At 67.2% G+C, this 20,669-nt stretch carries 18 protein-coding genes; 11 read left to right on the top strand and 7 right to left on the bottom strand.

All coding sequences use genetic code 11. The annotated features are described in order from the left end of the window. The first annotated feature begins 120 nt into the window (after positions 1–120). A complete protein-coding gene (locus tag AC3WLF_RS10795; protein WP_492358195.1) occupies positions 121–4,134 on the top strand; it encodes a DUF748 domain-containing protein in 4,014 nt (1,337 codons plus the stop codon). A gap of 118 nt (positions 4,135–4,252) precedes the next feature. Continuing rightward, positions 4,253–4,435, top strand: a complete 183-nt coding sequence (locus AC3WLF_RS10790) for a rubredoxin (RefSeq protein WP_010811065.1) — start codon at positions 4,253–4,255, stop codon at positions 4,433–4,435. A gap of 39 nt (positions 4,436–4,474) precedes the next feature. Here the strand turns inward: AC3WLF_RS10790 and AC3WLF_RS10785 are convergent, their stop codons facing one another. From AC3WLF_RS10785 to AC3WLF_RS10775, 3 genes are read right to left on the bottom strand one after another with little or no spacing between them, the layout of a single operon-like run. Beyond that, entirely contained in the window at positions 4,475–5,716 is a 1,242-nt protein-coding gene (locus tag AC3WLF_RS10785) for a Zn-dependent hydrolase (RefSeq protein WP_492358194.1), read from the bottom strand. Further along, a complete protein-coding gene (locus AC3WLF_RS10780) occupies positions 5,713–6,744 on the bottom strand; it encodes a histone deacetylase family protein (RefSeq protein WP_492358193.1) in 1,032 nt (343 codons plus the stop codon). Before AC3WLF_RS10780 ends, AC3WLF_RS10785 begins: the two co-directional genes overlap by 4 nt. A gap of 27 nt (positions 6,745–6,771) precedes the next feature. Further along, the gene (locus AC3WLF_RS10775; protein ID WP_492358192.1) at positions 6,772–8,082 is read right to left on the bottom strand and encodes an MFS transporter; all 1,311 of its coding nucleotides are present in this window, start codon (positions 8,080–8,082) and stop codon (positions 6,772–6,774) included. Between the two features lie 131 nt (positions 8,083–8,213). Here AC3WLF_RS10775 and AC3WLF_RS10770 point away from each other — a divergent pair, with 131 nt between their 5' ends. Continuing rightward, the gene (locus AC3WLF_RS10770) at positions 8,214–9,230 is read left to right on the top strand and encodes a LysR family transcriptional regulator (RefSeq protein WP_492358191.1); all 1,017 of its coding nucleotides are present in this window, start codon (positions 8,214–8,216) and stop codon (positions 9,228–9,230) included. A gap of 56 nt (positions 9,231–9,286) precedes the next feature. Here the strand turns inward: AC3WLF_RS10770 and AC3WLF_RS10765 are convergent, their stop codons facing one another. After that, complete coding sequence (locus tag AC3WLF_RS10765) at positions 9,287–9,451, bottom strand: hypothetical protein (protein ID WP_010811070.1); 165 nt, start codon at positions 9,449–9,451, stop codon at positions 9,287–9,289. A 43-nt stretch (positions 9,452–9,494) separates the two neighbouring features. Further along, the gene (locus tag AC3WLF_RS10760; protein WP_010811071.1) at positions 9,495–9,674 is read right to left on the bottom strand and encodes a hypothetical protein; all 180 of its coding nucleotides are present in this window, start codon (positions 9,672–9,674) and stop codon (positions 9,495–9,497) included. Positions 9,675–9,957: 283 nt separating this feature from the next. Here AC3WLF_RS10760 and AC3WLF_RS10755 point away from each other — a divergent pair, with 283 nt between their 5' ends. The 6 genes from AC3WLF_RS10755 (at position 9,958) to AC3WLF_RS10730 (ending at position 15,618) form a co-directional block, all read left to right on the top strand. Then, a complete protein-coding gene (locus AC3WLF_RS10755) occupies positions 9,958–10,461 on the top strand; it encodes a hypothetical protein (protein WP_492358190.1) in 504 nt (167 codons plus the stop codon). Between the two features lie 263 nt (positions 10,462–10,724). Next, positions 10,725–12,083 (top strand): cytochrome c oxidase subunit II, encoded by a 1,359-nt coding sequence (locus AC3WLF_RS10750; protein WP_492358189.1) that lies wholly within the window; start codon positions 10,725–10,727, stop codon positions 12,081–12,083. Between the two features lie 10 nt (positions 12,084–12,093). Continuing rightward, the gene (gene ctaD / locus AC3WLF_RS10745; protein ID WP_010811074.1) at positions 12,094–13,851 is read left to right on the top strand and encodes a cytochrome c oxidase subunit I; all 1,758 of its coding nucleotides are present in this window, start codon (positions 12,094–12,096) and stop codon (positions 13,849–13,851) included. Then, on the top strand, positions 13,848–14,495 hold the full coding sequence (locus AC3WLF_RS10740) for a bb3-type cytochrome oxidase subunit III (protein ID WP_492317300.1): 648 nt from the start codon (positions 13,848–13,850) through the stop codon (positions 14,493–14,495). The genes ctaD and AC3WLF_RS10740 overlap by 4 nt, the downstream gene beginning before the upstream one ends. Before the next feature lie 26 nt (positions 14,496–14,521). Continuing rightward, positions 14,522–15,229 carry a heme-copper oxidase subunit III family protein gene (locus AC3WLF_RS10735; protein ID WP_492317301.1) on the top strand — a complete coding sequence of 236 codons (708 nt, stop codon included), beginning with the start codon at positions 14,522–14,524 and terminating at the stop codon, positions 15,227–15,229. Between the two features lie 5 nt (positions 15,230–15,234). Then, entirely contained in the window at positions 15,235–15,618 is a 384-nt protein-coding gene (locus AC3WLF_RS10730; protein ID WP_010811077.1) for a cytochrome C oxidase subunit IV family protein, read from the top strand. 66 nt (positions 15,619–15,684) lie between these two features. Here the strand turns inward: AC3WLF_RS10730 and AC3WLF_RS10725 are convergent, their stop codons facing one another. Both AC3WLF_RS10725 and AC3WLF_RS10720 read right to left on the bottom strand, forming a co-directional pair. Beyond that, a complete protein-coding gene (locus tag AC3WLF_RS10725) occupies positions 15,685–17,112 on the bottom strand; it encodes an NAD-dependent succinate-semialdehyde dehydrogenase (protein WP_492358188.1) in 1,428 nt (475 codons plus the stop codon). 142 nt (positions 17,113–17,254) lie between these two features. Next, complete coding sequence (locus AC3WLF_RS10720; RefSeq protein WP_492317303.1) at positions 17,255–18,043, bottom strand: MHYT domain-containing protein; 789 nt, start codon at positions 18,041–18,043, stop codon at positions 17,255–17,257. A 229-nt stretch (positions 18,044–18,272) separates the two neighbouring features. Between AC3WLF_RS10720 and AC3WLF_RS10715 the strand changes: the two genes are divergently transcribed. Next, positions 18,273–19,763 carry an MATE family efflux transporter gene (locus tag AC3WLF_RS10715; protein WP_492317304.1) on the top strand — a complete coding sequence of 497 codons (1,491 nt, stop codon included), beginning with the start codon at positions 18,273–18,275 and terminating at the stop codon, positions 19,761–19,763. A 442-nt stretch (positions 19,764–20,205) separates the two neighbouring features. Continuing rightward, a complete protein-coding gene (locus AC3WLF_RS10710) occupies positions 20,206–20,667 on the top strand; it encodes a tripartite tricarboxylate transporter TctB family protein (RefSeq protein ID WP_492351584.1) in 462 nt (153 codons plus the stop codon). Positions 20,668–20,669: the final 2 nt, after the last annotated feature.

Genomic DNA, 20,669 nt, shown 5'->3' with positions numbered 1-20,669 from the left:
TACCAGATCGGCCCATGCGGCGTTGAGAGGTCAATTCTGATTTCTTTGCTTTGTCCGAAACCGTTGCCATAATGTCGAAAAATGTGAAATCCGGGGCACAAACCATTGTGCAGCGCCGGAATGCGGGGTCAGATCTTCTGGAACGACATGGCTTTCAAGCAATCCATCCAGGCAGTGGCTGCCACGCCACGCGGGCGGCTGGCGACGCGCGTCGCCGGCGGCGTGGTCGCGGCGCTCGCGGTGTTTGGGCTGGCCGGGTATTTTGGCGGCCCGCCGCTGCTCAAATACCTGGTTGAAAAGAACGCGACCGAGGCGCTGGGGCGCAAGGTCACGCTGGGCAAGGCCCACGTGCGCCCGTTCGAGCTGGCGGCCACGCTGACCGATCTCACTATCTATGAGCGCGATGGCAAGACCCCCGCGCTGACGCTGGGCGAGGCCGAGGCCAATACCTCGCTGGCCTCGGTCTGGCACCTGGCGCCGGTGGTGGACAACCTCCACGTCGACCGGCTGGCCGTGCACGTGGTGCGCGGCGCCGACGGCCGCATGAGCTTTGCCGATGTCCAGGAGAAGCTTGCGGCCCTGCCGCCCAAGCCGCCCGATGCCAAGCCGGCGCGCTTTTCGGTCAACAACATCGCGGTTACCGGCAGCAGCTTCGGCTATGACGACAAGCAGCTCGGTTCCAGCCTGCGCGTCGACAACCTGACGCTGACCCTGCCGTTCCTGTCGAACCTGCCGCATGACGTCGAGATCGTGACGCGGCCCACGCTGAGCGCACGGGTCAACGGCACGCCGCTGGCGCTGGACGGCGAAGTGCTGCCGTTTGCCGATTCGCGCCAGACCCGGCTCAAGGTCAACCTTGACGGCCTGGAGATCGCGCGGCTGATGGCGTTCGCGCCGCCGCTGCGCGATGCCGAGGTCAGGTCCGGCAAGCTCGATACGCGCCTGACCGTGGCCTTCCGCCAGCAGAAGGACACGCAGGAGATGCTGGTGATGGGCACGGCCGCGTTGCGCGATGCCGAGGTCGTCACGCGCGCCGGCCAGCCGCTGGTCAAGAGCGGCCGCCTGGCGGTGGATATCGGCAAGCTCGAGCCGCTGGCCCACCGCGCGCAGCTGCGCAGCGTGGAGATCGAGGGGCTGGGCGTGGAAGCCGCGCGGCGCGCGGATGGCTCGCTGAACCTGGCCACGGCGTTCCTGCCGCAGGCGGTCAGCAAATCCACGGATGGCGTGGCGCCCGCGCCGGCGGCTGCCCCTGCCGCCGCACCGGCGCCTGCTTCGGCGCCCGCAGCGGCCGCCGCCTCGGGGGTGCAGGCGGCGCCGGCCAAGGCGGCGCCAAAAGACGTGCCGTGGCGCTATGCGGTCGACCGCATCGTCGTCAGGCAGGCCCGGCTGGGCTTTGAAGATGCACTGGCACCGTCGGGCCCGGGCAAGCTTGCACTCGGCCCGCTCGATGCCGAGGTCAAGGGCTTTGCCGGCACCGACGGCGACAAGCCGGCCAGGATCGAGGCCACGCTGACCGTGGCCGATGGCCAGACCCTGCACCATGCCGGCGACCTGCTGCTGCGCGACGGCTCGATGGCCGGCACGCTGGAAACCACCGGCCTGCGGCCGCAGGGGTTTGCCGCATGGTGGCCGCGCGAGCTGCGCAGCCAGTTCGGCACTACCGCGGTCAATGCCGAACTGAACTACCGCATGTCGTGGGGCACGCCGCAGTTCCAGTTCGTGCTGGAAAAATCGCGGCTGGAACTGGCGCCGCTCTACGTGGCCACGCGCGATCCGGTGACGATGCCGGCGGCCGCCGCACGCGATGCCGATGCCAGTGCAAGACCCGCCGGCAACGACAATGCCGCCCCGCGCGGCGCACGCCGCGCGCGTGAGCGCGCCGCCGACCGCGAGGGCGCCAACCTGCCGCTGCTGCAGGCTGAAAAACTGGTGCTGGACGATATCCAGTTCGACCTGGCCAAGCAGACCTTCGCCACCAGCCAGGTCACCCTGGCCAGGCCGCAGCTCGCTGCCACGCGCGACCACAGCGGCGAGCTGATCGAGATGGCGCGCCTGTGGGCTACCGAATCGGCGCAGCAGGTGCGCGCCACGCCGCGCCGGAATGGAGCGGCGGCCGCACCCGCCACCAACGGCAAGCCAGCGGGTGGCGGCTGGAAGGCAGACATCGGCAAGGTCACGGTGGAAGGCGGCAGCGCCCGCCTGGCCGACTACCAGCCGGCCGGGGCCAACCGCGGCCGCCCGGTGATCCACCAGTTCCGCAATATCGCGCTGAGCACCGGCGCGGTCGCCTGGCCGCTGACGCCGGCGGCGGTGCCGCTCAAGCTGCATGCCGAATCCGGTCGCCGCGGCGTGATCGGCGTCGATGGCACGGTGTTGCCGACCGTCCCCGCCAGCCGGCTGCAGCTGGACCTGCGCGAGGTCGAGGTGAGCCCGCTCCAGCCCTACATGGCTGACCGCTTCAACGCCGCCCTGCGCACCGGCACGCTGACGGCAAAGGGCAAGCTCAATGTCGATGCGCCAACCGGCAAGCCCATCGCCGCGCAGTTCAGCGGCAACGTGCAAACCGGCAACGTGCGCACGGTGGACCGCGTCAGCGGCGAAGACTTCCTGCGCTGGCGTTCACTGGCGGTGTCGGGCATCGACTTCGCCATGGACGAGAGCAAGGGCCCGATGCGCGTGAGCCTGGGCAATGTCGCGCTGTCTGACTTCTATGCCCGCGTGATCCTGAATGCCAACGGCCGCCTGAACCTGCAGGACGTGATGGCCGGCGGCGCCGAGAAGGGCGAGGCGGCGCCATCCACCAGCCTGACGCAGGCCAACCCGGCCTCGGCGCCGGCAACGCCGCCGGTGCAGACCGGTGATACGCGCACGGCCCAGGTCGAGCAGAAGCCGGGCGGGCCCAAGCCGCAGGTGCGCATCGGCGGGGTCTCGGTCGAGAAGGGCAATATCAATTTCTCGGACTTCTTCGTCAAGCCCAACTACACGGCCAACCTGACCGGCATGAAGGGCAAGGTGTCCAAGGTGTCGTCGGGCGACCCCACGCCGGCCGACCTTGTGCTGGATGGCCGCATCGACGACGATGCGCCGGTCAATATCAGCGGCAAGCTCAATCCGCTGGGTGAGCAGCTGTTCCTGGACATTGCCGCCAAGGCCTCGGGCGTGGAACTGACGCGGCTCACGCCGTATGCGGCCAAGTACGCCGGCTACCCGATCACCAAGGGCAAGCTGACGGTGGACGTGGCCTACAAGATCGAGAACGGCAAGCTCGATGCGAGCAACCACCTGTTCCTGGACCAGCTCACCTTCGGCGAGCGCGTCGACAGCCCGGATGCGACCAAGCTGCCGGTGCTGCTGGCGGTGTCGCTGCTGAAGGACCGCAACGGCGTGATCGACGTGAACCTGCCGGTGTCGGGCTCGTTGTCGGATCCGGAGTTCAGCATCGGCGGCGTGATCGTGCGCGTGATCGTCAACCTGCTGACCAAGGCGATCACGTCGCCGTTCTCGCTGATCGCCTCGGCCTTTGGCGGCGGCGGGGGCGAGGAGCTGGGCTATGTCGAGTTCGCGCCCGGCACCGCGGCGCTGACGCCGGCGGCCAGGGACAAGATCACCAAGCTGGGCCAGGCGCTCAACGACAGGCCCGCGCTGCGGCTGGAAATCAGCGGCCGCATCGACCCGGCCACCGACGAGGCCGGCGCGCGCCGCGCGTGGCTGGATGCGCGCGTGGCCGAGCAGAAGCGGCGCGACCAGCGCGACAGCGCCCAGGCGGGCGGCGAGGCCGGCAACGACGAAGCCGGCGAGCAGGGCGCCGAGATCAAGGTCTCGAAACAGGAGTACCCGAAGTACCTGGAGCAGGTCTACAAGCGCACGTCCATGAAGAAGCCGCGCAACTTCGTCGGCTTCACCAAATCCCTGCCGCCCGAGGAAATGGAAAAGCTGCTGATGGCCAACGCCACGGTCACCGAGGCCGACCTGAAGCGCCTGGCCGAGCAACGCGCACTGGTGGTCAAGCAGTCGCTCGAACGCGAGGGCAAGGTGCCGGAGAGCCGGCTGTTCCTGACCGCGCCCAAGCTCAGCGCCGAGGGCATCAAGGACAAGGGCGCGCCCAGCCGCGTGGACTTCTCCATTCGCGGCTAGCCCGGGCGGCGGCGCACGGTGCGGCGCCGCCACGGGCCCGGCCCGGAAAACCGGTATGATTCGGCCCGGACAATCCGTTCCATAGCCGATTCAGGAGTGTGTTTTGCAGCAGGATCAATTGGAAGCCGCCGTCGCCTACAAGACCTGGGTGTGCGTGATCTGCGGCTGGGTCTACGACGAAGAACAGGGCTGGCCGGAAGACGGCATCGCCCCCGGCACGCGCTGGGAAGACATCCCCGAGGACTGGCGCTGCCCGGAATGCGACGTCGGCAAGGCCGAATTCGCCATGATCGAGCTGTAACGCCGCACGCACTTTCCTGTCCGGCCGACCCATGCGGGCTCAGCCCCGGGCTTGCGCCAGCATGGCGGCAAGCAGCACATTGGCGCCCGCCTCGAGATGCTCGGGCCTGGCGTCCTCGATCTCGTTATGGCTGATGCCGTCCTTGCACGGCACGAAGATCATCGCCGTCGGCGCCACCCTGGCCAGGTAGACCGCGTCGTGGCCAGCGCCGGTGACGATGTCGCAATGCGTGTAGCCACGCGCCGCGGCCGCGTGCCGGACCTGCGCCACAAGCTCGGGCGCGAAGGGCGTCGGCTCGAAGCGCTGGATCGCTTCGACTTCCACCGCCAGCGCGGCACCTGTGGTGCTGCCGCTGGCCAGCGCCGCGCACGCTGCGCGCAGCCTTGCTTCCATCCGGTCGAGCTGGCCGCCATCGAGATGGCGAAGGTCGACGCTGAACTGCACCCGCCCCGGGATGACGTTGCGTGAAGACGGGTGGACATTGACCACCCCGACCGTCCCCCGGCCATGGGGCGCAAAGTCGTTCGCGATCTTCGCCACTTCCTGGAACAGGAACGACGCGCCATGCAGGGCGTCCCGGCGCAGCGGCATGGGGGTGGGGCCGGCATGCGCCTCCATGCCCGTCACCGTGACGTCATACCAGCGCAGGCCAAGCGACCCCGTCACCACGCCGATGACCTTGTCCTCGGCCTCGAGGATCGGGCCTTGCTCGATATGCGCCTCGAAGTACGCGCCAACCTTGTTGCCGACCGGCGCGGTGCCCGCATAGCCGATCGCCGCGAGTTCGCCGGCAACGGACTTGCCGGCGTTGTCGGTTGCCGTCAAAGCGGTGGCTTCGGGGAAAACGCCGGCGAACACGCCCGATCCCATCATCACCGGCACGAAGCGCGCGCCTTCCTCATTGGTCCAGATCGCCAGCTCCAGCGGCGCCTCGGTGGTCACGCCGTGCTGGTTGAGCGTGCGCATGACTTCCAGCCCGGCCATCACGCCATAGCATCCGTCGAACTTGCCGCCGGTGGGCTGGGTGTCGATATGGCTGCCGGTCATGACCGGGGCAAGCGCGTCGTTGCGGCCCGCCCGGCGCCCGAAGATATTGCCCACGCGGTCGATGCGCACTGTCAGTCCGGCATCTCGCATCCAGCCGGTGACGAGGTCGCGCGCCTGCCCGTCCAGCGCGGTCAGGGCCAGGCGCGCATTGCCGCCCCTGGGCGTGGCGCCGATCCGCGCCAGGTCCATCAGCGCTTGCCACAGGCGTTCGCCATTGATCGTGATTGCGTTCATACGCCCGTCCCTGGCTGTTGGATGCCGCCGAAGAAGGCCGTTGCATTGGCGGCGAGCGAATCGAGGTGGTAGCCGCCTTCCTGCACGATCAGCGTGGGCAGGCCCAGTGCCGCAACGGCGCGGCCGAGGCGGCCGAAGCCGGCGGTGGACACGTCCACCAGCGACTGCGGATCCTCGCGGTAGATGTCGAAGCCGAGCGACAGCACCAGCGCGTCCGCCTGGAAGCGTTCGATGGCGCCGCGCGCCGTGTCCAGCTTGTCGAAGAAGACGGACTCGGGCGAACGGTGCGGCATCGGCAGGTTGAGGTTGTGGCCGGTGCCGGCGCCGCGGCCGTGCTCATCGTCGAAGCCCGCGACCACCGGATAGAAATTGGTCGGGTCGCCGTGGATCGACACGTAGAGCACATCGGCCCGGTCGTAGAAGATCTCCTGGATGCCCTGGCCGTGGTGCATGTCGGTATCGAGGATGGCCACGCGGCCAAAGCGCGCGCGCAGGGCCTGGGCGGCGATCGCGGCATTGTTCAGGTAGCAGAAGCCGCCCGCCGCGTCGCGCCGGGCATGATGGCCTGGCGGCCGGCACAAGGCGTAGGCGCGGCGTGCGCCGTCCAGCAGCGCGCGGGCGCCGGCCAGCGCGCTCTGCGCCGACCAGTAGGCCGAGCGCCAGGTGTTCAGGCCCACCGGGCAGCTGCCGTCGGCGAGATAGCGCGCGGCCTGCGCCAGCACGCCGCGCAGGGCGTTGGGCTCGCGCACGAAGATATTGGACATGACCTCGTCGCCCCAGTCCTCCGGCAGCTCGCGCCAGCTGGCATGGGCGTCCTGCAGGAACTGCAGGTAAGGCTGGTCGTGCACCGCGGCGAGCGGCGCGAGGCCGTGGTCGGCGGGGGCGTGCAGCGCGAAGCCAAGCGCCTCTGCCGCCTGCACCAGCCGCTGCGCCCGCGCGGGCAGCTCCTGCGGCGAGCGCATCTTGCCGCGCGAGTAGTAGCTCTGCGGATGGTGCAGCAATTGCTCGGGATGGAAAAACGTCAGCATGGGGTTTGCAACCTCTGTGGAAAGCCGTCAGGCCTGCGCGCCTTGCGCGGCGGGCTGTTGTTGCTGGCGCTGGCGTGAATCGATACAGGCGATGCACAGCAGCGACACGCCGGCCAGCAACGTGTAGAACACCGCCAGCGGCCACCATTGGCCCTGGAAGCGCTGCGCGAGGACGGTCCCCACCAGCGGTGTCAGCCCGCCCGCCACCGCGCCGCAGACCTGGTAGGACAACGAGATCGCCGAGTAGCGCACGCGCGTTTCGAAGACACCGCTGACAAAGCCCGCGATCACCGAATAGAAGCTCGCCATGCACACTACCGCCAGCGCGATGCCGAGCACGATGGCCGGCGCCTGGCGCGTCTGCACCAGCAGGAACATCGGATAGGGTGAAGCCATCGCCAGCAGCGCGGCCAGCTTGAGGAAGCGCGCGCCGCCAAGCTTCTCTGCCAGCCAGGCGGCCAGCGGCTGCGCCAGGAACTGGATGATGGCGACGGCGAACAGGCAGTCGAGGATCAGCGTCCTGGGCAGCGACAGGTATTGCGTGGTGTAGGCAATCATGAAGGTGTTGGTGAAGTACACCCCCGCAATGCCGATGGTATTGGCGCCGATGCACAGCAGCACCGGCACGCGGGCCGTGCGCCAGACCTCGGCAAGCGGCAGCCTGGCGGTCTTGCGCTGCGCCTGCACCTGCGCGAACTCGGGCGATTCATTCACGCCCAGCCGGATCGCCACGCCCACCAGCAGCAGCGCCGCGCTGGCCAGGAATGGCAGGCGCCAGCCCCAGTCCATGAACACGTCGTGCTCCATCGACGTGACCGCGCGGAAAGCCAGCAGCGACAGGATCAGGCCGGCCGGGCTGCCGAGCTGCGCGAACGAGGCGAAGAAGGTGCGGCGGCCCTTGGGGGCATGCTCGCCCGCCATCAGCACCGCGCCGCCCCATTCGCCGCCCACGGCGATGCCCTGCACCACGCGCAGCAGCACCAGCAACACCGGCGCGACCGCGCCCGCGGTGGCGTAGGTCGGCAGCAGGCCGATGCCGATGGTGGCCACGCCCATCATCATGAGCGTGATCATCAGCGCCTGCTTGCGGCCGATGCGGTCGCCCCAATGGCCGAACACGATGCCGCCGAGCGGACGGGCAAAGAAGCCGACCGCGAAGGTGCCGAATGACGCCAGCGTGCTCAGGAAGGGATCGCCGCCGGGAAAGAACAACGGGCCGAACACCAGCGCGGCCGCGGTGGCGTAGATGTAGAAGTCGTACCACTCGATCATGGTGCCGACAAAGGCGGCGGTGGCGGCGCGCACGGGCTGGCGCGTGCCGGAAGGGGACACTTGCATGGACTGGCTCCTCACTATGTTTGTGCCGCTGCATCAGGGGCAGCTGTGGGAGGAGTTATCGCGCGTTGACAAATATCAGTCAAATTTCTATTATTTATTTTTCATATAATTTTAATTTATACGGTGGCGTGATGGAGCGTTCTGCCCTGGACCGGGCCCTGCTGACCGACCGGCTCGACTGGAACCTGCTGCGCACCTTCCTGACCATCGTCCACGAGCGCAGCCTGAGCCGCGCCGCGGTGCGGCTGCATATCACCCAGCCGGCGGTGAGCCTGGCCTTGCGCCGGCTCGAAGAGCACCTGGGACACACGCTGATCGAGCGGCGCGGCAGCAATTTCCGCCTGACCCGGGCCGGCGAAGAAGTGCTGCGCATCGCCACCGACGTCTATGGCAGCGTGGCGCGGCTGGGGGCTGAACTGGCGGAGCAGCAGGACGAAGTCAGCGGCCTGCTGCGGCTGCTGACCGTGAGCCGGATCCATTCCGGCGTCTATGACGAATGCCTGGCCGCGTTCCATCGGCAGCATCCGCGCGTCACGCTGCAGGTGGACGTGATGCGCAGCACCGAGATTGCGGACGCGCTCGCGCAGAAGGCTGGCGGCGTGGGCCTGAGCCTGTACCGGCAGCCGGGCCGGCAGTCGGGCGACGGGCTTGAGCACATGCTGTTCCTGCGCCAGCGCTATGCCATCTTCTGCGGGCGCCATCACCGGCTGTTCGGGCGCACCGGGCTGGCCATTGCCGACCTGCTGGCCGAGAACTTCGTCTCGTTCAGCAGCGACCAGCTTGGCGACGTGCTGGCGCCATTGGCCGTATTCCGCGACCAGCACGGCTTTTCCGGCCAGATCGTCGCGACCTCGCCCAGCCTCGATGAAATCCGGCGGCTGGTGTTCGCGGGCTATGGCATTGGCTGCCTGCCCGAACATATCGTTGCCGACGATGTCGCCCAGCAACGGCTGTGGCGCCTGCCGCCCGAAGAGGGCGTGGCCGATATCGACATGTACCTGCTGTGGAATCCGGAGCGGCGCCAGACGCCGGCCGAGGCCGCGTTCATCGAGCACTTCCGCCACTACGTGGCGCGCTATTCGCTGATGGAGCGGCTGGGAGAGTCAGTGAACGCGCCGCTGGCGGCGTTGCGCGCGCCGACGGCGTGACGGACTACTGCCCGGTTCGCGTACCGGGCAATGTGCAAGAGAAGGCTTGTTGGGGCCTAGCCGTGCCGTCGCAGCGTATGCCGGCACAGCCCGGCGCGTTGCCGTTGTGCAGCGCAACGCCGGTAGCGCATCCGGTACGGATGGCTGCAGCGCCAGATGGCCCGCAAGACGGTAATGAACAGCAGCGCCGCCATGACGGCAGCAAGCAGGCCGATCGACATAACGGCCCTCCTCCCCAAAAACCGTCTGTCCGACCTCTGGGGGTCAGATCAGCAGCGGTAATGCCTCTAGCACCAACACCGCAACCAGTGCGCCGATCAGGGCGCCCATGGTCCGGCAACTGATGCGCAGGTATTTGGCGGTCACCGGAATCGAACCCATGGCGATCACGCCTACCAGCGCCATCGGAATCAGGAATACAAGATCATGCGCGGTGAAGTGCATGGCGGTCTCCTGTCTCTCTTTTGTGATTCCAGTATAGGCAGTGTGTGCCCGATGCATGGCTGCGCGCATCGGGATTGTCCCGAACCCGCGAGATGCGGATGCCACCCAGGTACCGATGCGCGCACTTATGACGGTTCAGGCGTTGCGCTGCGTACGCATGCCCCACGTTTTTCGCCATGCGAACCCCGAAGCGGGAAACACGTGTCCTATGCTGATCAGAGACGCGGGGCCCCGTTCCCATTCAAGTCCAATGCCCCGCGGACCGAGAGAGACGGAGGTGGCTATGGAACTTCACATCCAATCGCACCACTACGTGCGGCGGCAGCCGGACTGGACCGCGGCAGCGGTCTCGGGGCTGGCGGCCGGGGCGTTGCTGCTGGTGCTGGAGCTGTTCTGGTCGTCGATGGTGTCGGGCGTGAACCCGTGGATCGCCACGCGCATGATCGCCGGGATCCTGATGGGCCAGGACGTGCTGCAGAGCGCAACGTTTACCGTCGGCACGGTGGCCGCGGCGCTGGTGATCCATTTCGTGCTGGGCGCCGTGCTGGGCATGATCCTGGCGGCCATCATCGCGCCATTCACGCTGGATTCGAGCCTGGGCATGGCAATGCTGGCGGGCGCCGTGTTTGGCATGGTGGTGTACTTCTTCAATTTCTATGTGATGACGCTGGCCTTCCACTGGTTTGTCGAGGTGCGCGGGTGGCATACCTTCATCGGGCATCTGATCTTCGGGATGGCCGCGGCGGCATGCTACTGGAAGCTGGAGAGCAAGGACGTATCGCACTGACAGCGCTTCGGGGCAGGGCGCGGCGAGCGCCGGCTCATGACGGTTGCGTTGCGCGCGCCAGCCCTTGGGCGGGTACGCGCGCAAGGCCTGCGGCGGCCGGAACCAGGGGTTCCCGCCGCCGCTTTTTCTCGCACTGCGCGCTTGTGCAGTGCGACACCAATGCATTGGCATGTCGCCTTGCAGTGACCTGACGGCATGCACTAGTCTTATGTCTACCTGCGTGACTTGCGCATCCCTCGCCGCGCGCGAGGAGGAGGGTGGATATGGCGTTGGCCATCGCACTCGTAGTCATGGTCGTCGCTTCGGTGCTCTTCCATTTCATGAGCCCGTGGTGGGCGACCCCGCTGGCGTCCAACTGGCAGCAGATGGACGACACGCTGACCATTACCCTGGTCATCACCGGCATTTTCTTCATCGGCATCAACCTGTTTGTCGGCTACATCGTCTGGCGCTTCCGGCATGAGGCGCCGCATCCCAATGGCGGCACCGGCCACCGCGCGTCCTACCACCCGGAGAACAGCAAGCTCGAACTGTGGCTGATCGGCGGCACCACGCTGGGCGTGGTGCTGCTGCTGGCGCCGGGCCTGTTCGTCTATGCCGACTACGTGCGCCCGCCGCGCGAAGCGATGGTGATGGAAGTGGTGGGGCAGCAGTGGTCCTGGGCCTTCCGCTTTCCCGGCAAGAGCGGCCAGCTGGGTGCTTCCGATGCGCGCTTTGTCACCGGTGCGAATCCGCTCGGGCTGGACCCCGACGATCCGCGCGGCCTGGACAATATCGTGATCGTCGGACCGGAGGTGCACCTGCCGCTGAACAAGCCGGTCAAGGTGCTGTTGCGCTCCAAGGACGTGCTGCATGACTTCTACGTGCCGCCGTTCCGCGCGCGCATGAACATGGTGCCGGGCATGGTGACGTCGTTCTGGTTCACGCCGACGCAGGCGGGGCGCTTCGATATCCTGTGCGCGCAGCTGTGCGGCGTGGGGCACTACAACATGCGCGGCACGGTGGTGGTGGAAGAACCGGCTGCGTACGAGGCATGGCTGGCCAGGCAGCAGACCTTTGCCATGACGCTGGCGAAGGCCGCGGCACCGCCGGCGGCAATGGCCGCTGCCGCACCCGGCGCCGCGGGCGACGCCGGCACCGTCGAGAAGGGACGCGCGCTGGCGCAGAGCAAGGGCTGCGTCGGCTGCCACAGCATCGACGGCAATCCGGGCGTGGGGCCGACCTGGAAGGGCCTGTACGGCAAGACCGAGACCTTTGTCGATGGCAGCAGCGCCAAGGTGGACGATGCGTTCCTGCACAAGGAGATCACCGACCCCAATGCGCGGCTGGTCAAGGGCTTCGGCCCGGTAATGCCGAAGTTGCCGATGAGCGAGGATGAGGTCGCGGCGCTGACCGCCTATATCAAGTCGGCCGCCAGCGGCGCGGCGGAAGCCGGCACGGTGGCGCCGGTGGCGCCCGCGGACGTGCCCGCCGGCCCGGCTGCCGCGACCAGCGCCGCCACCACGGCAACCGCTGGCTCTGGGGCGCCCGCTGCCACGCCCGGGGCCGCGTCCGGCACCTATACGACTTCGACGGCCGTGGCCGTGCCGCCCTCGGCGGCACCCGCGCCCGCCAGGAAGTGAGGAGACCCGCATGGCTTATGCCGACGATGCCGCCCATCACGCGCCGCAGAGCTTCTGGACCCGCTATGTCTGGAGCCAGGACCACAAGGTGATCGCCGTGCAGTACACCATCGTGGCGATCGTGGTGGGCCTGGTGGGCGTGGCGCTGTCCAACCTGATGCGCATGCAGCTTGGCTTCCCGGGGCGCTTCGAGTTCATCGACGCCAACCGCTACTACCAGTTCGTCACCATGCACGGCATGATCATGGTGATCTACCTGCTGACCGCGCTGTTCCTGGGCGGCTTCGGCAACTACCTGATCCCGCTGATGGTGGGGGCGCGCGACATGGTGTTCCCCTTCCTCAACATGCTCAGCTTCTGGGTCTACCTGCTGTCGGTGATCGTGCTGCTGGCCAGCTTCTTCGTGCCCGGCGGGCCCACCGGCGCGGGCTGGACGCTATACCCGCCGCAGGCCATCCTGCCCGGCACCCCGGGCCATGACTGGGGCATCATCCTGATGCTGGTGTCGCTGGCGATCTTTATCGTCGCGGCCACCATGGGCGGCCTCAACTACGTCACCACCGTGCTGCAGGCGCGCACGGAAGGGATGACGCTGCTGCGCATGCCGCTGTCGGTATGGGGCATCTTCATGGCCACCATCCTGGCGCTGCTGGCGTTCCCGGCGCTGTTCGTGTCGGCGGTGATGATGCTGCTGGACAAGACCCTCGGCACCAGCTTCTTCATGCCGGCGATGGTGTCGATGGGGCAGCAGCTGCAGTACAAGGGCGGCAGCCCGCTGCTGTTCCAGCACCTGTTCTGGTTCTTCGGCCACCCCGAGGTGTATATCGTCGCGCTGCCGGCCTTCGGCATCGTCTCGGACCTGGTCAGCGTGCATTCGCGCAAGAGCATCTTCGGCTACCGCACCATGGTGTGGGCAATCCTGGCGATCGGGGTGCTGTCGGTGGTGGTGTGGGCCCACCACATGTTCGTCAGCGGCATGAACCCATACTTCGGCTTCTTCTTTGCCACCACCACGCTGATCATCGCCATCCCCACCGCGATCAAGGTCTACAACTGGGTCATCACGCTATGGCGCGGCGATATTCATTTCACCGTGCCGATGCTGTTCGCGATTGCTTTCATTAGCACCTTCGTCATCGGTGGCCTGACCGGGCTGTTCCTGGGCAATGTCAGCGTGGATATCCCGCTGTCCAACACCTACTTCGTGGTGGCGCACTTCCATATGGTGATGGGCGTGTCGCCGATCCTGGTGGTGTTCGGCGGCCTCTACCACTGGTACCCGAAGGTCACTGGCCGGATGCTGGACGACAGCATGGGCCGGATCCATTTCTGGGTCACCTTCGTCGGCACCTACGCCATCTTCTTCCCGATGCACTACCTGGGCGTGCTGGGCATGCCGCGCCGCTACTACGCCTACGAGAACTACGCCTTTATCCCGGAGTCGGCGCATGTGATGAACATGTACATCTCGGTGGCCGCCTTCATCGTCGCCACGGCGCAGCTGCTCTTTGTCTTCAACCTGGTGTGGAGCCTGTGGCATGGCCGCAAGGCCGACGCCAACCCGTGGCGCGCGGCCTCGCTGGAATGGCAGACGCCGCAGACGCCGCCCGCGCACGGCAACTGGGGGCCGCACCTGCCGGTGGTGTACCGCTGGGCCTATGCCTACAGCGTGCCGGGCGCGCGCGAGGACTTTATCGCGCAGAACGCGCCGCCGGAAGAGGGCGGCGCCGAGCCTGAACCGCATGCCAGCCGCGGAGCCGTCGCATGAACGCCGAAGCCCTGTACAAGGTCAGCCGCGACGATTTCGGCGGCAACCCGTCCGACGAGAATGCCGCCAACCACCGGCCGCAAGGGCGCGCTCCCGCAAGCATCGGCCTGTGGGTGTTCATGGGCGTGGTGACCTCGCTGTTTGCGCTGTTCCTGACCGCCTATGCGCTGCGCATGGACAGCCCGGACTGGCACCGCATCGGGCTGCCCTGGCAGGTGTGGCTGTCCACCGCGCTGCTGGCCGCGGGCAGCGTGGCGATGGCGGTGTCGTCGCGCGCCGCGGGCCGGGGCGAGATGGCCGTGGCCAGGCAGGCGCTGCGCCTGGGCGGTCTGGGCGCGGCCGGCTTCGTCGCCTCGCAGCTGTGGGCCTGGCAGGCACTGGGCGCGATGCAGGTGATGCCTGCCGGCAACCCGGCCGGCAGCTTCTTCTACCTGCTGACCGCGATGCACGGCCTGCACGTGCTGGGCGGCCTGGCCGGCTGGGGCTTTGCCATGTCGTCACGCGGCAGCGGCGAGGCCGCGGTGCTGCGCATGCGGCTGTGCGCGCGCTACTGGCATTTCCTGCTGGCGGTATGGGTGGTGCTGCTGGCGGCGCTGGGGTGGCTCACGCCCGAACTGGTGCGCTATATCTGCGGCACGGCCTAGCGGCGGCGGCAGCAAGGAGGACCGGCATGTCAACGCAACTGTCTTCGCCATCGGGCCCACCCGGCGTGGCGCCCGCGCCCCCGGTGGGCGGCGTGCGCGGCCTGCTGGCCGACTGGTCGTCGGACCAGCAGGCCTTCAAGGTGTCGTGGGGCAAGGCCATGATGTGGATCTTCCTGCTGTCCGACACCTTCGTCTTCAGCTGCTTCCTGACCGGCTACATGACCGTGCGCATGTCGACCACGGTGCCGTGGCCCAATCCCAGCGAGGTGTTCGCGCTGCACGTGGGTGGCGCCGACATCCCGTTGCTGCTGATCGCCATCATGACCTTCGTGCTGATCACCAGCAGCGGCACCATGGCGATGGCGGTCAACTTTGCCTACCGGCGCGCGCGCCGCGAGTGCGCCATCCTGATGTTCGTCACCGCGCTGTTCGGCGTCATGTTCGTCGGCATGCAGGCCTTCGAATGGACCAAGCTGATCGTGGACGAGGGCGTGCGTCCGTGGACCAACCCGATGGGGGCGGCGCAGTTCGGCTCGACCTTCTTCATGATCACGGGCTTCCACGGCCTGCATGTGTCGTGCGGCGTGGTGTACCTGCTGATCGTGGCCACGCGCGTGCTGCGCGGGCGCTACGAGGCCACCGGCAACTACCAGATCGTGGAGATCGCGGGCCTGTACTGGCACTTCGTCGACCTGGTCTGGGTCTTTATCTTTGCGTTGTTCTATCTCTGGTGACTGCCATGGCATCGAATCCGGCAACTCCCGCAACCCCGGTGACGCCAGCGCATGGCTCCGGCAACGATGCCGGGCATGCCGCGCACTCCGGCCAGCAGCATCCCATCGGGCTGTACCTGAAGATCTGGCTGCTGCTGTTCGTGCTGTCGACGCTGTCGTACCTGGTCGACTATTTCCATGTCACCGGCTACCTGCGCTGGACGCTGATCCTGGTGTTCATGGGGCTGAAGGCGGGGCTGATCGTGGCAGTGTTCATGCACATGGCATGGGAGCGCATGGCGCTGATCTGCGCCATCCTGGTACCGCCGCTGTGCTTGCTGGTGCTGGTCTGGCTGATGGCGGAAGAAGCGAATCATACGTTCCTGACGCGCGGCATCTTCTTCCGCTGACGGGGAGGCGCCGCCGGCCCCGGGGAGGGAGCCGGCGGCAAGCCGCCTTGCACCGCGCCCGGGCGCTCAGGCCTGGGTGATGAACTTGGTCACCAGGTAGCCATCGAAGGTCTCCTGGCCGCCTTCGCTGCCGATGCCCGAATCCTTGATGCCCCCGAACGGGGTCTCGGCCAGCGCCATGCCGAAGTGGTTGATGTTGACCATGCCGGCTTCCAGGCCGTTGGACACTTCGGTCGCCGTCTTCAGCGAGTTGGTGAACACATACGAGGCCAGGCCAAAGGGCAGGCTGTTGGCGCGGCGCAGCACCTCGGTCGTGTCCTTGAAGCGCGTCACCGGCGCCACCGGGCCGAACGGCTCGTCGGTCATCAGGCGCGAGTCGTCGGGCAGGTCGGTGACCACGGTGGGCGCGAAGAAATAGCCCTTGTCCCCCAGGCGCGAGCCACCGGCCACCACCTTGCCGCCACGCTGGCTGGCATCGTCCAGGAACTGCTCCATCGACAGCACGCGGCGCTCATGCGCCAGCGGCCCCATCTGGGTGCCGTCTTCCAGGCCGTTGCCGACCTTGATCGAGCCGATCACCTCGGTAAAGCGCGCCAGGAAGCGGTCATAGGCCTTCTCCTGGACGTAGAAGCGCGTCGGCGATACGCATACCTGGCCGGCATTGCGCAGCTTGAAGCGCGCCAGCATCTCGGCGGCGGGGTCGATGTCGGCGTCGTCGAACACCAGCACCGGCGAATGGCCGCCCAGCTCCATGGTCACGCGCTTCATATGCGCGCCGGCCAGCGCCGCCAGCTGCTTGCCCACCGGCACCGAGCCGGTGAACGAAATCTTGCGCACGATCGGCGATTCGATCAGGTAGGTCGAGATCTCGCCGGGCACGCCCCAGACAATGTTGAGCACGCCCGGGGGCAGGCCCGCATCATGGAACAGCTGCGCCAGCGCCACCACCGCGCTGGGCGAGTCTTCCGGCCCCTTCAGGATCAGCGTGCAGCCCGCGCCCAGCGCCGACACGATCTTGCGGATGGCCTGGTTGAACGGGAAGTTCCACGGCGTGAAGGCGGCGCACACGCCGATCGGCTCGCGCACCACGATCTGGCGCACATTGGGCTGGCGCGGCGGGATCACGCGGCCGTAGATGCGGCGGCATTCCTCGGCATGCCAGTCGGCGTGCTCGGCGCAGACCATCACTTCGCCGACGGCTTCGGCCAGCGGCTTGCCCTGGTCCAGCGTGATATTGCGGCCGATCTCCCTTGCGCGCTCGCGGGTGAGCTCGCCCACGCGGCGCAGGATCTTGGCGCGCTCCAGCGGCGAGGTCTTCTTCCAGGTTTCAAAGGCGCGCTGCGCAGCGGCCAGCGCGCGGTCCAGGTCGGCGCGGCTGGCGTGCGGCAGCTTGCCCAGCACTTCCTGCGTGGCCGGGTTGATGACATCCTGCTCGCGCCGGTCGCCTCCCTTGATGAATTCTCCGTCGATATAGAGGGCGAGATCCTGGTACATGCGTGTTCTCCTGGTGGGCGGTGAAACCGCAAGCTTAACCCGGCGGCCGCGTTCATGCAGCGCGCCGGGTGTGTTTCCAGGAGGAAAGTGCGGGAATGTCCCCGCGGCCGGTTCAGCCGATATCAGCCGATATCAGCCGATATCAGGCGGTATCGCGCGTGCGCGCCACCGGCACGACTTCAGCCCCGGTGCGGGTGGCTTCCACCACCAGGATCACGAGCAGCGTGATCAGCGTCAGGCCGAACACCGCATAGCCGATGCTGTCGCCCTCGATGGCGAACAGGCTGGGCGCGTAGGTCGGGCTGGTGCAGATCATGGTGCCCGCCGACATGCCGGTGTAGTGCATGCCGCAGACGGCAACGCCCATGACCACTGCAGCTGCCAGCTGCTTGCCGCGGGTCTTCACCGTGGTGGCCAGCCACAGCGCCACCACCGACACCACCACCGCGATCACCACCGACAGCCCGATGATGGCCAGGTCCCAGTCGAAGCGGGTGTTGGAGCGGATCGCGGCCATGCCGGTGTAGTGCATCGCCACCACGCCCAGCCCCGTCAGCACGCCGCCCTTGACCACGTTGTCGGTACGGCTGCCGCGCGGGCGCGAGGCGATCGCCAGCCCGGCGCCGGCCAGCACCATCACGACCACCAGCGAAGCCAGCGTCATGAACAGCCCGAACTCGCGGTGCGTCGGCGTCTGGTAGGCCACCATGCCGATGAAATGCATCGACCAGACCGCGCCGCCGCCCAGCGCCACGCTGGCGCACAACAGCCGGTCCACGTCCAGGCGGCCGTCGGGCATGCGCACGCGCCGCGACCAGCGCAGGCCCACGTAGGCGCCGCAGACAGAGATCAGGAACGACAGGCCCACCATCGGCCAGTCATAGGCAAACGGCACCAGGGCGCCGGAAACAGGCTGGAAACCGACAAACATGACCCCACCTCCTCGTTTTGACTGCGACTGAAGGGCGCACGCGCATGCCGGGCATTGCTTCCGGCAGCCGGCCTGGGACGCGGTGGTCCCGTGCCGAGTATGCAGGGGGCCGCAACCGGAGGGGAATAACTCATACAGGTAAAAAGCATGGCGCCGTGCCGGCCGTGTGTCCTTGTAGCCGCCTCCGGGCAGGAATAGACTGGGCGGATTTCCCCATGCGCGACGCCTCATGAAGCCTGACGCCAGACTGACCACCGGCCCGATCGGCCGCACCCTGCTGCTGTTCTCGCTGCCGGTGCTCGGCAGCAACATCCTGCAGTCGCTGAACGCCTCGATCAATTCGGTCTGGGTCGGCCGCTTCCTGGGCGAGGCCGCGCTGACGGCAACCTCCAACGCCAACATCATCCTGTTCTTCCTGCTGGGCGTGGTGTTCGGCATCAGCATGGCCAACACCATCATGATCGGACAGGCCGTGGGCGCGCGCGACCTGGACGAGGCACGCCGCGTGGTCGGCACCAGTACCACCTTCTTTGTCGCGCTGTCGGTGCTGGCCTCGGCGCTGGGCTATTTCTATACGCCGGCCATCCTGGCGGCGATGCACACGCCGGAAGACGCCGCGCCGCTGGCGGTGAGCTACCTGCGCATCATCTTCCTGGCGCTGCCGTTCATGTACTTCTACAACTTCGTGATGATGACGCTGCGCGGCGCGGGTGATTCGCGCACGCCGTTCTGGTTCATGCTGTTGTCGGTGGTGCTGGACGTGGCGCTCAACCCGGTGCTGATCTTCGGTATGGGCCCGGTCCCGCCGCTGGGCATCGCGGGCTCGGCGCTGGCCACGCTGATCGCGCAGCTGGCGAGCCTGGCGGCGATGATGGTGCTGCTGTACCGGCGCCGCCATTTCCTGCTGCTGCACCGTGGCCAGCTTGCGCTGCTGCGGCCCGATCCGGCAATCCTGCGGGCGCTGGTGGTCAAGGGCTTGCCGATGGGCCTGCAGATGGTGGTGATCTCGTCGTCGGCGATCGTGATGATGGCGCTGGTCAATGCCTATGGCTCGCAGACCACCGCCGCCTACGGCGTGGCCTCGCAGCTGTGGACCTATGTGCAGATGCCCGCGCTGGCGGTAGGCGCGAGCGTGTCGTCGATGGTGGCGCAGAACGTCGGCGCCGGACTGTGGCAGCGGGTGTCGCGCATCACGCGCGTGGGGCTGCTGATCAATGTGGTGATGACCGGTGCGCTGGTCGCGCTGATCTATCTGTTCAACCGGCATTCGCTGGGGCTGTTCCTGGGCACTGACGGCGTGGCCATCGGTATCGCGCAGCATATCAACGTGGTGGTGCTGTGGTCGTTCATCCTGTTTGGCTTCACCATCGTCATCTTCGGCACGGTGCGCGCCACCGGCGCGGTGATGGCGCCGCTGGTGATCCTGTTCCTGTCGATGTGGGTGATCCGGCTGCCGTTCGCGTGGTTGCTGGGGCCGCGCATCGGCGCCGAAGCGATCTGGTGGAGCTTTCCGCTGGGCTCGGTGGTGTCGCTGGTGCTGGCGGCCGGCTACTACCGCTTCGGCAACTGGCGCCGCAGCCATATCCTGCCCACCATGCCGCACCCGGCGCAAGCCGTGGGGCAGGCGCCCGATACCAGCATGGGAACGCCCTGCGAAGACGCGGGCGAGGTCGTCGAGGAGGCCGCCTCGGCAACGCCCGAGCCCGCAGGCGTGCGCTGAGCTGCAGCGGCCCGTGATCGTGCCGCCGGCTTTGAAAGCCATTCGAAAGATCGGTGTGTCATCGTGTCATCGCTGGCACTCCCTCCCAGCGCACGCGTCGCCTGCCTGGCCAGAGCAGGCGCACGTCCTTCCGGCCGCGCCTTGCCTTGACGCAAGCGCGCGTGCCGTCTTGTTCGCCTGACATTCCCGTCGACTTTTCTTCCGGATCATTCACCAGAAAATACATCACGTTGTGATGTATTTTTTTGCACGCTTCGGCTGGATTTGCCTTGTTTTCAAGGGGTATCGGTGAATACCCCTAAACCAAGACAAATGAAAGGCACCTGAAAGATCACGTCTCTAAGGTTCGGGTCACCGTCGGGGAGCATGCGCGCCGCATGCCTTGCCGCCCGAGCCAGTGCGTCCCCGGCATGGCATTTCGTGAACTTTGAGGAGAATCGTTTTGCGCATACGCAGCCAAAAGGACTTTGCCTCCGGCCTGATGTTCGTTCTGGTCGGTCTGGGCTTTTCCTGGGTCGCCCGCGGCTATTCCATGGGAACGGCCGCGAAGATGGGACCCGGATATTTTCCATTCCTGCTGGGACTGGTGCTGGCAGTGCTGGGGGCGGTGGTGCTGCTGTCCTCGCTGTCGCCCAGGGGCGAGGAAGACCATCTGGCGCGCTGGGACCTGAAGACGCTGCTGTGGATCCTCGGTTCGGTGGTGCTGTTCGGCCTGCTGCTCAAGCCGCTGGGCATGGTGCTGTCGGTGTTCGTGCTGGTGATGGTGTCGTCGATGGCCAGCCATGAATTCAGCTGGAAGGGCGCGCTGCTCAACGCGGTGGTGCTGGTGCTGATCAGCCTTGGCGCATTCGTCTACGGCATCAACCTGCAGATGCCGGTGTGGCCGGCCTTCATCACCGGTTAAGG

The sequence above is a fragment of the Cupriavidus sp. FW306-01-F10A genome (assembly GCF_058782785.1).
Note: the sequence above shows the minus strand (reverse complement) of the source record. Positions and strands in the feature narration are given on the sequence as shown.

Excerpts from the sequence above, each read along its gene's own strand:
- AC3WLF_RS10740 (WP_492317300.1), top strand. The coding sequence starts at position 13,848 with ATGAACGCCGAAGCCCTGTACAAGGTCAGCCGCGACGATTTCGGCGGC.
- AC3WLF_RS10720 (WP_492317303.1), bottom strand. The coding sequence starts at position 18,043 with ATGTTTGTCGGTTTCCAGCCTGTTTCCGGCGCCCTGGTGCCGTTTGCC.
- AC3WLF_RS10760 (WP_010811071.1), bottom strand. The coding sequence starts at position 9,674 with ATGCACTTCACCGCGCATGATCTTGTATTCCTGATTCCGATGGCGCTG.
- AC3WLF_RS10735 (WP_492317301.1), top strand. The coding sequence starts at position 14,522 with ATGTCAACGCAACTGTCTTCGCCATCGGGCCCACCCGGCGTGGCGCCC.
- AC3WLF_RS10795 (WP_492358195.1), top strand. The coding sequence starts at position 121 with ATGCGGGGTCAGATCTTCTGGAACGACATGGCTTTCAAGCAATCCATC.
- AC3WLF_RS10750 (WP_492358189.1), top strand. The coding sequence starts at position 10,725 with ATGGCGTTGGCCATCGCACTCGTAGTCATGGTCGTCGCTTCGGTGCTC.
- AC3WLF_RS10765 (WP_010811070.1), bottom strand. The coding sequence starts at position 9,451 with ATGTCGATCGGCCTGCTTGCTGCCGTCATGGCGGCGCTGCTGTTCATT.
- AC3WLF_RS10770 (WP_492358191.1), top strand. The coding sequence starts at position 8,214 with ATGGAGCGTTCTGCCCTGGACCGGGCCCTGCTGACCGACCGGCTCGAC.
- AC3WLF_RS10715 (WP_492317304.1), top strand. The coding sequence starts at position 18,273 with ATGAAGCCTGACGCCAGACTGACCACCGGCCCGATCGGCCGCACCCTG.
- AC3WLF_RS10775 (WP_492358192.1), bottom strand. The coding sequence starts at position 8,082 with ATGCAAGTGTCCCCTTCCGGCACGCGCCAGCCCGTGCGCGCCGCCACC.
- ctaD (WP_010811074.1), top strand. The coding sequence starts at position 12,094 with ATGGCTTATGCCGACGATGCCGCCCATCACGCGCCGCAGAGCTTCTGG.
- AC3WLF_RS10730 (WP_010811077.1), top strand. The coding sequence starts at position 15,235 with ATGGCATCGAATCCGGCAACTCCCGCAACCCCGGTGACGCCAGCGCAT.
- AC3WLF_RS10780 (WP_492358193.1), bottom strand. The coding sequence starts at position 6,744 with ATGCTGACGTTTTTCCATCCCGAGCAATTGCTGCACCATCCGCAGAGC.
- AC3WLF_RS10755 (WP_492358190.1), top strand. The coding sequence starts at position 9,958 with ATGGAACTTCACATCCAATCGCACCACTACGTGCGGCGGCAGCCGGAC.
- AC3WLF_RS10785 (WP_492358194.1), bottom strand. The coding sequence starts at position 5,716 with ATGAACGCAATCACGATCAATGGCGAACGCCTGTGGCAAGCGCTGATG.
- AC3WLF_RS10725 (WP_492358188.1), bottom strand. The coding sequence starts at position 17,112 with ATGTACCAGGATCTCGCCCTCTATATCGACGGAGAATTCATCAAGGGA.